Below are 13190 nucleotides of genomic sequence, written 5' to 3' on the forward strand. Positions count from 1 at the left end.
GATGAGCGCCGCGCGGTACGTGGAGCGGACGACAGGCCCGCGCGGATAGAAGAATTGCTGATGGAGCATGCATGGACGAGTTGACACTCGGTTTGATCGGCGCGGGTGCCGTGGTGGTGGGGGGCGTGGTCGTGTACAACGCGTGGCAGGGCGCGAAGGTGCGCCGCAAAATGCCGCGGCCGATGCCGGCCGACACCGCCGAGAGCTTTGCGCGGGACGAGCATGAGGAGCAGAGCCCGTTCATCGAGCCGGCCCGGCCGACCACGCGGCGCGAGCCGAGCGTGAGCGCCGAGGCGGCCGCGGACCGGAGCGCGGCGCGCGTCGAGCCGACGTTCGGCGCGGGCGCCGCACCGCTCGATACACCGGCCGATATCCAGGCCGAGATGACGTCGCCGAACGGTTATCCGTCGGCGGACGCCGATACCGTGGGCGAAGGCGAACCTGCGGCGGCGCCGGGCGCGCACGCGAAGCCGCCCACGGCCGAAACGCCCGCGGCCCAGCCCGCGTCCGCCGGGCACGAGCGGGTCGAACCGATCCTGCCGGCCGCCACGACGATTTCGTCGGCGCCGCCCGCGATCGTCGATCGACGCATCGACTGTATCGTGCCGATCCGGCTGAACGGCCCCGTGGCCGGCGACAAGGTGCTTCCGCTTGCGCAGCGCTTGCGTCGGGCGGGCAGCAAGCCCGTGCACATCGAAGGCAAACCCGAAGGCGGCGGCTCGTGGGAGCTGCTGCAGAACGGCACGCGCTATGAAGAGCTGCGCGCGGCCGCGCAGCTCGCGAACCGTAGCGGCGCGCTGAACGAGCTCGAATTTTCCGAGTTCGTGACCGGCGTACAGCAGTTCGCCGATGCGCTCGACGCGGCGCCGGAATTCCCCGACATGCTCGAAACCGTCGCGATGGCGCGCGAGCTCGACGGCTTTGCCGCCCAGTGCGACGCGCAGTTGTCGATCAACGTGCTGTCGGACGGCGCGCCGTGGTCGGCCAACTACGTGCAGGCGGTCGCGTCGCAGGACGGTCTGCTGCTGTCGCGCGACGGCACGCGCTTCGTCAAGCTCGACTCGCGGCAAAGCCCGGTGTTCATGCTGCAGTTCGGCGACACCAACTTCCTGCGCGACGACCTCACGTACAAAGGCGGCGAGATGATCACGCTGGTGCTCGACGTGCCGGTCGCCGACGAAGACATCCTGCCGTTCCGGCTGATGTGCGATTACGCGAAGTCGCTGGCCGAGCGCATCGGCGGACGCGTGGTCGACGACGGTCGCCGGCCGCTGCCGGAAAGCGCGCTGCTCGCGATCGAAAAACAGTTGATGACGCTGTACGCGAAGCTCGAACAGGCGGGTATTCCGGCGGGTTCGCCGGCCACGCGGCGCCTGTTCAGCCAGTAAGCCTTTTGCAGCGTTCTACGCGTTTTGACGACGGCCGCACGATGTGCGGCCGTCGTCGTTTCCGGCTTGCGTCGCAGCGCGGCCCGCCCCGATTCAGCGATGTAAAGGGGCACGCTTCCTGCGATAATCCGATGTCCGACTTTCTTCTCGAGAAGCTTCCGACAGCATGGCCCGATCCTCCGTCCCTCCTTCCGCAACCAGCGCTCCGGCCGAGCGGGCCGTGTGGTTGCGCGCGGAACTCGAACGCGCGAACTACGCGTATTACGTGCTCGATCAACCGGACCTGCCGGACGCCGAGTACGACAAGCTGTTCAAGGAGCTGGAGCGCATCGAGGCCGAGCATCCCGATCTGATCGTGCCGGACTCGCCGACGCAGCGCGTCGGCGGCGAGGCCGCGAGCGGTTTCGAGCCGGTCGTGCACGATCTGCCGATGCTGTCGTTGAACAACGGTTTCGCCGACGAAGACATCGTCGCGTTCGACAAGCGCATCGGCGACGCGCTCGGCAACAACGCGAGCGAGCCGCCGGTTCCCGTCGACTACGCGGCCGAGCTGAAATTCGACGGCCTCGCGATCTCGCTGCGCTACGCCGACGGCGTGTTCGTGCAGGCCTCCACGCGCGGTGACGGCACGACCGGCGAGAACGTCACCGAAAACGTCCGCACGATCCGCTCGATTCCGTTGAAGCTGAAGGGTAAGCGAGTGCCGCGCGTGCTCGACGTGCGCGGCGAAGTGCTGATGTTCAAGCGCGATTTCGAGCGCCTGAACGAACGCCAGCGCAGCGCCGAACAACGCGAATTCGCGAACCCGCGCAATGCGGCGGCGGGCAGCTTGCGGCAGCTCGATTCGAAGATCACCGCGCAGCGGCCGCTGTCGTTTTTCGCGTATGGCATCGGCGTGCTCGAAGGCATCGAGATGCCGGCCACCCATAGCGAACTGCTCGACTGGTACAAGGAGATGGGCTTGCCGGTCAATGGCGAGCGCGCGGTCGTGCAGGGCGCCGAAGGCCTGCTCGGCTTCTTCCACGCGGTCGGCGAGAAGCGCGACAGGCTCCCCTACGACATCGACGGCGTGGTCTACAAGGTCAACCGGCGCGACGAGCAGGATGCGCTCGGTTTCGTGTCGCGCGCGCCGCGCTTCGCGCTCGCGCACAAATTCCCCGCGCAGGAAGCGCTGACGAAGCTGGTCGCGATCGACGTGCAGGTCGGCCGCACCGGCGCGATCACGCCGGTCGCGCGGCTGGAACCGGTGTTCGTCGGCGGCGCGACGGTCACGAACGCGACCTTGCACAACGAGGATGAAGTGCGCCGCAAGGACATCCGCATCGGCGACACAGTGATCGTGCGGCGCGCCGGCGACGTGATTCCGGAGGTGGTCAGCGCGCTGCTCGAGCGTCGTCCGGCCGACGCGCGCGAGTTCGTGATGCCGACGCAGTGCCCGGTGTGCGGTTCGGCGATCGAGCGGCTGCCCGACGAGGCGATCGCGCGCTGCACGGGCGGGCTCTTCTGTCCGGCGCAGCGCAAGCAGGCGTTGTGGCACTTCGCGCAGCGGCGCGCGCTCGATATCGACGGCCTCGGCGAGAAGATCATCGATCAACTGGTCGAACAGAACCTGGTGCGCACGCCGGCCGATCTGTTCAATCTCGGCTTCACGACGCTCGCGGAACTCGACCGCTTCGCCGAAAAGTCCGCGCAGAACCTGCTCGACTCGCTCGACAAGGCCAGGCACACGTCGCTCGCGCGCTTTATCTACGCATTGGGGATTCGCCATGTCGGCGAATCGACCGCGAAGGATCTCGCGAAGCACTTCGGCTCGCTCGATCCGATCATGGATGCGTCGCTGGAGGAACTGCTCGAAGTCAACGACGTGGGGCCGGTCGTCGCCGAATCGATCCACCAGTTCTTCGCCGAGGACCACAACCGCACGGTGATCGAACAGCTGCGCGCGCCGGGCAAGGTCACGTGGCCCGAGGGGCCACCAGCGCCGAAGGCGCCGCAGGGCGCGCTGGCCGGGCAGACGGTCGTGCTGACCGGTACGCTGCCAAACCTGTCGCGCGAGGACGCGAAGGATATGCTCGAGGCGGCCGGCGCGAAGGTGGCGGGGTCGGTATCGAAGAAAACCAGTTACGTGGTGGCGGGGGCCGACGCGGGCAGCAAACTTTCGAAGGCCGAGGAACTCGGCATCCCCGTACTCGACGAAGATGGTATGCGCAAGCTCCTGGAGGGGCACTGATGATTCACGACATTCTGAAGATGGGCGATCCGCGCCTGCTGCGAATCGCCGAGCCGGTCGATCACTTCGACACGCCCGAGCTGCACCGGCTCGTGGAAGACATGTTCGAGACCATGCACGCGGCGAACGGCGCGGGTCTCGCCGCGCCGCAGATCGGCGTCGATCTGCAGGTGGTGATCTTCGGCTTCGGTTCGAACGAGCGCTATCCGGACGCGCCGCCGGTGCCCGAAACGGTGCTGATCAACCCGACCGTCACGCCGGTCTCGCAGGACATGGAAGAAAGCTGGGAAGGTTGCCTGTCGGTGCCGGGGCTGCGCGGCGTGGTGAGCCGGTTTTCGATGATCCGTTATCACGGCTTCGATCAGTTCGGCAATCCGATCGACCGGGTCGCCGAGGGTTTTCACGCACGGGTTGTGCAGCACGAATGCGATCATCTGATCGGCAAGCTGTATCCGATGCGGATTACCGATTTCTCGAAGTTCGGCTTTACGGAGGTCCTGTTCCCGGATCTCGATACGAATAGCGACGACTGACACAGCTGCCGCCAACAAAAAACCCACGCCAAAGTGCGTGGGTTTTTTGTTGTGCCGATGCGCCCGCTCTCAGCAAGGAGGCGCATTGGACAGACCTCAGAACGACTCGTCTTCCGACAGATAGCGCCACTGTCCCGGCGGCAGCGCGCCGAGCATCACCTGGCCCACGCGCACACGCTTCAGGCCCACCACCTCGAGACCGACCAGTTCGCACATGCGGCGAATCTGACGCTTCTTGCCTTCGCGCAGCACGAAACGCAGCTGCTCGCCGTTCTGCCAGCTGACCTGCGCGGGCTTCAGCGCGACGTCGTCGAGCGACAGGCCGTGGCGCAGCAGCGCGAGTTTTTCGGCCGGGAAATGGCTTTCGACGTCGACCGTGTGATCGCCGTAGGCGACGCGCACCAGATACTCCTTGTCCACGTCCGAGTGACCGCCGATCAGTTGCTTCGCGATGCGGCCGTCCTGCGTCAGCACGAGCAGGCCCGTCGAATCGATGTCGAGACGCCCGGCCGGCGCGAGCTGGCGCAGATGCGACGCCGAGAAGGGGATCCCCGAACGGTCGCCTTCCCAGCGATTCTCCGGCGTGATGAGCGTGATGGCCGGCTGATAGCCGTCCTCCGCCTGGCCCGACACGAGCCCGACCGGCTTGTGAACGATCACGGTCACCTGGCTCGACTGAAAGGCTTCGGCGGCCGGGTCGATGTCGATGCGCTGATCCGGGAACACCTTCGTGCCGAGCGTATCGACGCGCTCGCCGTCGACCATGACCCAGCCTTTCTCGATCCATTCGTCGGCCTCGCGACGCGAGCACAGGCCGAGCTTGGACATCAGCTTCGACAGACGCAGCATGCCCGGCGCGTCTTCGCGATCGCGGCGGGGCGGGTGCGGAGTGTCGATGGTGGTGTCGACGGGGCGGGCGGTTGCTGATGCCGAGGCTCGCGGCTTGGCGGCGCGGGCTGGTCGGTCGTCGCCGAAGCGGCGGTTCGCGGCCGGCAACGTGCCGTCGAAGCTGCGCGCAGGGCGCTCGCGACGCTCGGTGCGTTCGCCGTAGCCGCCTTTTGCCGGCTTCGCGAAGCTGCGCTCGCCACGCTCGCTTTCGAAGCGGCGCGAGGTGCTGTCGCTGCGCGCGCCTCGATCGCCACTGCGACGCTCCTGCGGCTCACCGCGATCGCTACCGAAGCGCGGACGGTCGGCGGCCTCGCGCTCCCGGCGCACCGGACGATCGCCACGCGCGCCGCCTTCCGGCGGCCTGCCTGTGCCTGGACGCGGACCGCTGAACGGACGGCGTTCGCCGGCGTCGCGGCCCGGTGCGCGCTCACCGAAACCGCGCGGTGCGCGCTCGCCGCGCTCCGCATTGCCCTCGAAACGACGGGGTGCGCGTTCTGCACGCTCGCCGAATTCGCGCCGAGGAGCGCGTTCGCCACGCTCAGCGCTGCCTTCGAAATGACGCGGCGCGCGTTCAGTCCGTTCGCCGAATTCGCGTCGAGGAGCGCGTTCACCACGCTCAGCGTTGCCTTCGAAACGACGCGGCGCGCGTTCAGTCCGTTCGCCGAATTCGCGTCGAGGAGCGCGTTCGCCACGCTCAGCGTTGCCTTCGAAACGACGCGGCGCGCGTTCAGTCCGTTCGCCGAATTCGCGCCGAGGCCCGCGTTCGCCACGCTCAGCGTTGCCTTCGAAACGACGCGGCGCGCGTTCAGTCCGTTCGCCGAAATCGCGCCGAGGCCCGCGTTCACCACGCTCAGCGTTGCCTTCGAAACGACGCGGCGCGCGTTCAGTCCGTTCGCCGAATTCGCGCCGAGGAGCGCGTTCGCCACGCTCAGCGTTGCCTTCGAAACGACGCGGCGCGCGTTCAGTCCGTTCGCCGAATTCGCGCCGAGGCGCCCGTTCGCCACGCTCGGCGCCGCCCTCAAAACGACGCGGCGCGCGTTCTCCGCGCTCGCCTCGCTGAGCCGCACCTTCGAAGCGGCGCGGTGCGCCCGCGGCAGCCGTGCCCCGTTCGCGCACGCCCGACCCTTCGGCACGCGGCGCGCGTGCACCGGCGCCCGCCGGCTTCGCACCGACCGGCCGCTTCGCGCCACCACCCGTCGATGCCGCGCCTTCGCGCTTCGCGCCGGCCTCCGCCTCGAATGGCTTCGGCCGCGCTGGACGGGTCGGCTTACGCGCCGACGCGCTGCCGGGGCGGACAGGGGCGCGTTCGGACGCCGCCGGCCGCGGATGCTTCGCTGTTAATTTGATTCGCATGAAATCTCACATTGCGATCGCGCGCAGTAGTTCGGTCTCGACCTGAATTTGCAGGCGGTTGTCCGACAGGCTGTGTCCTTCGAGCAGAAACACGTCCTCGACGCGTTCGCCGAGCGTATTGATCCGCGCCGAGGCGACGCCGACCCGGTGCTCAGCCAGCACGCGCGCGATCGAATAAAGAAGGCCCGGCCGGTCGTTCGCCGACACGGACAGGATGTAGTATTGGCCGCGCTCATCGGCCCGCAGGTCGACGCGCGGCGTAATGGGGAAGGTGCGCGACAGCCGTGACAGCCGGCCCTTCGACGGTCCCGGCAGCAAGGTGCCGTGGCCCCCGAGGCGCGCGGTCAGCTCCTGCTCGACCAGATTGGCGATGTCGCGATAGTGCACGTCCTCTTCGGTGTGCGCGACGAGGAAGTTGTCGAGCGCGTAGCCGTGACGCGTCGTACTGACGCGCGCATCGAGCACCGACAGGCCGTTGCGGTCGAAATACGCGCAGATGCCCGCGAACAGATCGGGCTGGTCCTTCACGTAGACGAGCACCTGCAGCGCCTCGCCGATCGGCGACGGCCGCGCGCGTACGAGCGGCGTCGGCGTTTCGACGTGGCGGTACAGCACGCGCGTCTGCCACGCGATGTCCGCCGCGTCGTGACGCAGGAAATAGCCGACGTCCAGCTTGTCCCACAGCGCCCGTTGCGCGCCTTCCGGCACGGTTTCGAGACGCAGCAGCGCGAGCGCCTCTTCCTGGCGCGACTTCAGCTCGGAATGCGCGTCCGGCTGGGCACCGCCAAGCACGGCGAGCGTGGTCCGGTAGAGGTCTTCGAGCAGCTTGCCTTTCCACGTGTTCCAGACCTTCGGGCTGGTGCCGCGGATGTCGGCGACGGTCAGCAGATAGAGCGCGGTCAGGCGGCGCTCGGTGCCGACCAGCTCGGCGAAGCGCTTGATCACTTCAGGGTCGCTCGTGTCCTGCTTCTGCGCGACCTGGCTCATCGTCAGATGCTGCTGCACGAGCCACACGACCAGCTCGCCATCCTCGCCTTCGATGCCGTGCTGGCGGCAGAAGCGCCGTGCGTCGGCCATGCCCAGCGTGGAATGATCGCCGCCGCGGCCCTTCGCGATGTCATGAAACAGCGCGGCCACGTACAGCACCCACGGCCGGTCGAAGTTGACGATCAACTGACTGCAGAACGGGTATTCGTGCGCATGCTCGGCGACCGCGAAGCGGCGCAGATTGCGCAGCACCATCAGGATGTGCTGATCGACCGTGAACACGTGGTACAGGTCGTGCTGCATCTGCCCGACGATGCGCCGGAAATTCAGCAGATAACGCCCGAGCACGCTCGTCTGGTTCATCAACCGGAACGCATGCGTGATACCGGCCGGCTGCTTCAGGATTTCCATGAAGAGCCGGCGATTTTCCGGATCGCGCCGCCAGTGCTGGTCCATCACGTCGCGGGCGTTGTAGATCGCGCGCAGCGTGCGCGCCGACAGTCCCTTCACGCCGGGGGTGCGCTCGTATAGCAGGAACGCCTCGAGGATCGCATTCGGCTCGCGCTGGAACACGTCGTCGGAGGCGATTTCGAGCATGCCCTGCTTTTCGACGAAGCGATCCGACAGCACGCGCGTGATGCCGCTCGTGCTCGGAAACAGCTGCGCCTCGATGTTCTGGATCAGGATCGTCGCGAGTTGCGTGACCGCTTTCGCGGCCCAGTAGTAGCGGCGCATCAGCTGCTCGCTCGCGCGCTTGGTCGCGGTCGGCTTGAGGCCGAAGCTTTCCGCGACCGGCGTCTGCAGGTCGAACACCAGGATGTCCTGGCGGCGCCCGGCGATCACGTGCAGCCGCGCACGCAGCGACTTCAGGAAGCCTTCGTTGTGGCGCAGCTCGCGCGCCTCGCGCTCGGTGATGAGTCCGCGTGCTTCGAGTTCGCGCCAGCTGCTGCCGAAGCCGGCCGCCTGTGTGATCCACAGGATCAGCTGCAGGTCGCGCAGCCCGCCCGGGCTTTCCTTGATGTTCGGCTCGAGCGCGTAGGGCGTGTCCTGAAACTTCGCGTGACGCTGGCGCATTTCGAGCACCTTCGCCTGGAAGAACGCCTTCGGGTCGAGCGCCGCACGGTAGCGCCGGGCGAAATCGTCGAACAGTGCGGTGCTGCCGGTGATGCGGCGCGCTTCCAGCAGCGAGGTACGCACCGTGACGTCGTTGGCCGCTTCCTCGATGCATTGCGACACGCTGCGCACGCTGCTGCCGAGTTCCAGCCCGAGATCCCACGCGAGACTGATGAAGCGCTCGATGCGCGCGTCCAGATGCTCGAGCCGCGCGTCGGGCAACAGCACCAGGATGTCGATGTCGGAGTGCGGCGCGAGTTCGCCGCGCCCATAGCCGCCAACCGCGACCAGCGCGAGGTCGTCGGGCAGCTCGCAGGTGTCCCAGGCGGCGCGCAGCGAATGGTCCGTGGCGCGCGCGAGGGCGGCCATCAACGCGTCGACGTTGGTGGACGTTCGGAAGCGTTCCAGCAACTGGGCTTTGGCCACTTTGTAGTCCGCCTTGAGCGACGAGGCATGGGAGGGGGCGACGGCTGGAACGCTACTCATTGGCAGGAAGGCGGTGTGGTCGGAATCGGTCAGGCCGTGGCCGCGACCACGGGCGGACGCGCCGGCGTGCCGGCCGACACGGTCAGCACGTCGTGACCGGTCTCGGTGACGAGCACCGTGTGCTCCCACTGCGCGGACAGGCTGCGGTCCTTGGTCTTGACGGTCCACTGGTCGGGCATCGTGCGGATGTCACGGCGGCCGGCGTTGATCATCGGCTCGATCGTGAAGATCATACCGGCCTGCAGTTCGAACCCGGTGCCGGGGCGACCGTAGTGCAGGATCTGCGGATCTTCGTGGAATACGGTGCCGATGCCGTGTCCGCAATATTCGCGCACCACGCTGTAGCCGAGGCCTTCGGCGTGCTTCTGGATCGCATAGCCGATGTCGCCGAGATGCGCGCCGGGTCGCACCTGGTCGATGCCGAGCCACATGCATTCGAAAGTGGCTTGCACGAGGCGCTTTGCCATGATCGACCCTTCGCCGACGATGAACATGCGGCTCGTGTCGCCGAAATAGCCGTCCTTGATCACGGTGATGTCGATGTTCAGCGCGTCGCCGGTTTTGAGTGCCTTGTCGCCCGGAATGCCGTGGCAGATCACGTCGTTGACGGAAATGCAGGTGGCTTTCGGGTAGGGCGGGTAGCCGGGCGGCTGGTAATTCAGCGGCGCGGGGACCGTGCCCTGGTCCTTCAGCATGTATTCGTGACACAGACGGTCGAGCTCGCCAGTGGTGACGCCGGCCTTGACGAACGGCGTGATGTAGTCGAGCACTTCGCTCGCGAGCCGGCAGGCGACGCGCATCTTCGCGATATCGTCTTCGTTTTTGATGGTGATAGCCATGGTTTCCTCGGAAGCCTTGCTGGATAAGGCCTGCTGGGTGTTGCGGTGGCCGGGCGGAGGGGCGTCTGCCGGGCACGGAATGCCGGTCGATCCTTAATGCCCCCCGCGCGTGGCGGAATCGAGCCATTTTACAGCAGTGGGGGCCGGGTCGTTGCGCTGGATCGGGCGGCAATGGGCGAAAAGCGCCAGAATCGGCAAATTGGCGGCCCAAAGGACGCCAGGCCGGGCTTCGGGCCCGGCGGCGCGGTCCCGTGCGTAGGACCATCGGCCGGTGGTCGGGCCGGTTGAGTCAGCCGGTCCTCGCGTGCTATAATCTTTGGCTAAGTCGATCCTAGTCCGCTTTTGTTCGCGAGTCCGCAAATTCGCGCATGGCAGCTGGGCGGAACGGCTTCTCGCGGCACTCCGGTTGTTGGGTGTCGTGAGTGAGAGAAAGTCGTGTCAGGCAACCAATTCGCAAGCCGGCGCACCCAGGGTGTCGTCGCGTTCCAGCCAAGGTAGAGGCGGGCGCGGCCGATACGGCAGCCGGTTTAAGACCCAACCCTCGTGGAGAATTTCATGGCAGTTACGATGCGTCAAATGCTGGAAGCAGGTGTCCACTTCGGTCACCAGACCCGCTTCTGGAACCCGAAGATGGCCCCCTTCATTTTCGGTCATCGCAACAAGATTCACATCATCAACCTCGAAAAGACGCTGCCGATGTACAACGACGCGCTGAAGTACGCGCGTCAGCTGGCATCGAACCGCGGCACGATCCTGTTCGTCGGTACGAAGCGTCAATCGCGTGACACGATCGCCCAGGAAGCGCAGCGCGCTGGTATGCCGTTCGTGAACGCGCGCTGGCTCGGCGGCATGCTGACCAACTTCAAGACGCTGAAGGTTTCGATCAAGCGCCTGAAGGACATGGAAGCGGCGCTGGAAGCCGGTGAAACCGAGCGCATGAGCAAGAAGGAAGCGCTTCTGTTCGAACGTGAAATGGCCAAGCTGCAGAAGTCGATCGGCGGCGTGAAGGACATGGGCGGCATTCCGGACGCGATCTTCGTGGTTGACGTCGGCTACCACAAGATTGCCGTGACCGAAGCAAACAAGCTCGGCATTCCGGTCATCGCCGTGGTCGATACGAACCACTCGCCGGAAGGTGTGGACTACGTGATCCCGGGTAACGACGACGCCAGCAAGGCCGTCGCCCTGTACGCGGCTGGCGTGGCCGATGCGATCCTCGAAGGCCGTGCCAACGCGGTCAACGAAGTGGTCCAGGCTGCGCGTGGCGGCGATGGCGACGAGTTCGTCGAGGTCAACCCGGAAGCGTAAGGCTGCCCAGTGTCCGGCATAAAAGGGGGCTTTCTACAGGCCCCCTTTTTTTAAGTCGCGATGTCTATGACAGTTGTTGTAACGGGCATCTGGCAGAGTGCTCGAGGCGACGCGGGCGCGTCGCTCGCAAAAAATGCGCGAAAACGCTGAAACGAATTCCTGCCGCCGGCATCGAAATGCGGGCGGCGTGTGACAGACAGAACTCAAGGAGCAAATGATGGCGGCAATTACCGCAAGCATGGTTGCAGAACTGCGCGCGAAGACCGACGCGCCGATGATGGAATGCAAGAAGGCGCTGACGGAAGCCGACGGCGATCTGGCGCGCGCTGAAGAACTGCTGCGCGTGAAGCTCGGCAACAAGGCGAGCAAGGCGGCATCGCGCGTGACGGCCGAAGGCGTCGTCGCATCGTTCATCAACGGCAACGCTGGTTCGCTCGTCGAGCTGAACTGCGAAACCGACTTCGTCTCGAAGAACGACGACTTCCTCGCGTTCTCGAAGAAGATCGCCGAACTCGTCGCGACGCAAAACCCGGCTGACGTCGCGGCGCTGTCAGCCCTGCCGCTCGACGGCCAAACCGTCGACGCAGTGCGCCTCGCGCTGGTCGGCAAGATCGGCGAAAACCTGTCGATCCGCCGTTTCGTGCGCTTCGACACCGCGAACAAGCTGGCGGCGTACCTGCACGGCACGCGCATCGGCGTGCTGGTCGAGTACACCGGCGCGGACGAACAGGTCGGCAAGGACGTGGCGATGCACATCGCTGCGATGAAGCCGGTCTCGCTGTCGTCGGACGACGTGCCGGCGGACCTGATCGCCAAGGAACGCAGCATCGCTGAACAGAAGGCCGCCGAATCGGGCAAGCCGGCTGAAATCGTTGCCAAGATGGTCGACGGCACCGTGCAGAAGTACCTGAAGGAAGTGTCGCTGCTGAACCAGACGTTCGTGAAGAACGACAAGCAGACGATCGAGCAGATGCTGAAGGCGGGCAACTCGAGCGTGCAGAAGTTCGCGCTGTTCGTGGTCGGCGAAGGCATCGAGAAGAAGCAGGACGACTTCGCAGCGGAAGTGGCCGCCCAGGTCGCTGCTGCAAAGCAACAATAAGCGTTACCCAAGCTTCACCGCCGTACCGTTTGGACCCGCGGCGAGGCAAGACCTCGCCGCGGTCGGCAGCGCCGCAAGGCCGCGCACGAGTTGACCCTCGCCGCGCGGCCGCCGCTGGCGAACCTCAGGGTTCGCCAATTTGGCGGTGCTTGCCCGAATCAGCATTTCACCCCTACATTAGTCCCTTGTTGTTGCCCTGTTCTGCGCGATCTGGATACCCCTATGCCCACTGCCTATAAACGCGTCCTGCTCAAACTCTCCGGTGAAGCTCTGATGGGCGACGATGCCTTCGGCATCAATCGCGGAACCATTGAACGAATGGTGGCGGACGTGGCCGAAGTGGTCCGTCTCGGAACGCAACTGGCCGTGGTGATCGGCGGCGGCAATATTTTTCGCGGCGTCGCGGGCGGTGCGGCGGGTATGGACCGCGCAACGGCCGACTACATGGGTATGCTCGCCACGATGATGAACGCGCTGGCGCTGCAGGACGCGATGCGTCACGCCGGCATCGAGGCGCGCGTGCAATCGGCGCTGCGCATGGACCAGGTCGTCGAGCCGTACATCCGGCCCCGCGCGATCCGCCAGCTCGAGGAAGGCAAGGTCGTGATCTTCGCGGCCGGCACCGGCAACCCGTTCTTCACGACCGACACGGCCGCTGCATTGCGCGGCGCGGAAATCGGCGCGGAAGTGGTGCTGAAGGCGACCAAGGTGGACGGCGTCTATTCGGCCGATCCGAAGAAGGATTCGAGCGCGACCCGCTACAGCACGATCAGCTTCGACGAGGCAATCGGCCGCAATCTGCAGGTGATGGACGCGACGGCTTTCGCTCTGTGCCGCGACCAGAAGCTGCCGATCCGCGTGTTTTCGATCGTCAAACCCGGTGCGCTCAAGCGCATCGTGCTAGGTGAGGACGAGGGCACCCTCGTCCACGTGTAAACTTCGTTTACATTACGTGGGCTTTGACGC

The 13190-nt window shown here is 66.0% G+C and carries 9 protein-coding genes; 6 read left to right on the forward strand and 3 right to left on the reverse strand.

What is annotated here, in order from left to right; all coding sequences use genetic code 11:
- Positions 1–71 precede the first annotated feature (71 nt).
- The 3 genes from OKW35_RS34940 (at position 72) to def (ending at position 4151) form a co-directional block, all read left to right on the forward strand.
- Positions 72–1388, forward strand: a complete 1317-nt coding sequence (locus OKW35_RS34940; protein ID WP_429554448.1) for a cell division protein ZipA C-terminal FtsZ-binding domain-containing protein — start codon at positions 72–74, stop codon at positions 1386–1388.
- 166 nt (positions 1389–1554) lie between these two features.
- Positions 1555–3618, forward strand: coding sequence for an NAD-dependent DNA ligase LigA (gene ligA, locus OKW35_RS34945; protein WP_429554449.1), 2064 nt, complete (start codon positions 1555–1557; stop codon positions 3616–3618).
- Positions 3618–4151 carry a peptide deformylase gene (gene def, locus OKW35_RS34950; protein ID WP_090800596.1) on the forward strand — a complete coding sequence of 178 codons (534 nt, stop codon included), beginning with the start codon at positions 3618–3620 and terminating at the stop codon, positions 4149–4151. Before ligA ends, def begins: the two co-directional genes overlap by 1 nt.
- Positions 4152–4247: 96 nt before the next feature.
- On the opposite strand, the gene OKW35_RS34955 is transcribed toward def, so the two are convergent.
- The 3 genes from OKW35_RS34955 to map are packed head-to-tail and all read right to left on the reverse strand — an operon-like array spanning position 4248 to position 9817.
- Entirely contained in the window at positions 4248–6392 is a 2145-nt protein-coding gene (locus OKW35_RS34955) for a pseudouridine synthase (protein ID WP_429554450.1), read from the reverse strand.
- A gap of 6 nt (positions 6393–6398) precedes the next feature.
- The gene (locus OKW35_RS34960) at positions 6399–8978 is read right to left on the reverse strand and encodes a [protein-PII] uridylyltransferase (protein WP_184056905.1); all 2580 of its coding nucleotides are present in this window, start codon (positions 8976–8978) and stop codon (positions 6399–6401) included.
- Between the two features lie 29 nt (positions 8979–9007).
- Entirely contained in the window at positions 9008–9817 is an 810-nt protein-coding gene (gene map, locus OKW35_RS34965) for a type I methionyl aminopeptidase (RefSeq protein WP_184056903.1), read from the reverse strand.
- A gap of 555 nt (positions 9818–10372) precedes the next feature.
- On the opposite strand from map, the gene rpsB reads away from it, so the two are divergent.
- From rpsB to pyrH, 3 genes are all read left to right on the forward strand, one after another.
- Positions 10373–11125 carry a 30S ribosomal protein S2 gene (rpsB, locus tag OKW35_RS34970; RefSeq protein WP_013089705.1) on the forward strand — a complete coding sequence of 251 codons (753 nt, stop codon included), beginning with the start codon at positions 10373–10375 and terminating at the stop codon, positions 11123–11125.
- Positions 11126–11342: 217 nt separating this feature from the next.
- Positions 11343–12224, forward strand: a complete 882-nt coding sequence (gene tsf / locus OKW35_RS34975) for a translation elongation factor Ts (protein WP_090800589.1) — start codon at positions 11343–11345, stop codon at positions 12222–12224.
- Positions 12225–12446: 222 nt separating this feature from the next.
- On the forward strand, positions 12447–13160 hold the full coding sequence (gene pyrH, locus OKW35_RS34980; RefSeq protein WP_090800588.1) for a UMP kinase: 714 nt from the start codon (positions 12447–12449) through the stop codon (positions 13158–13160).
- Positions 13161–13190 lie beyond the last annotated feature (30 nt).

This window comes from Paraburkholderia sp. MM5477-R1, assembly GCF_050436385.1.
GTDB lineage: Bacteria > Pseudomonadota > Gammaproteobacteria > Burkholderiales > Burkholderiaceae > Paraburkholderia > Paraburkholderia tuberum.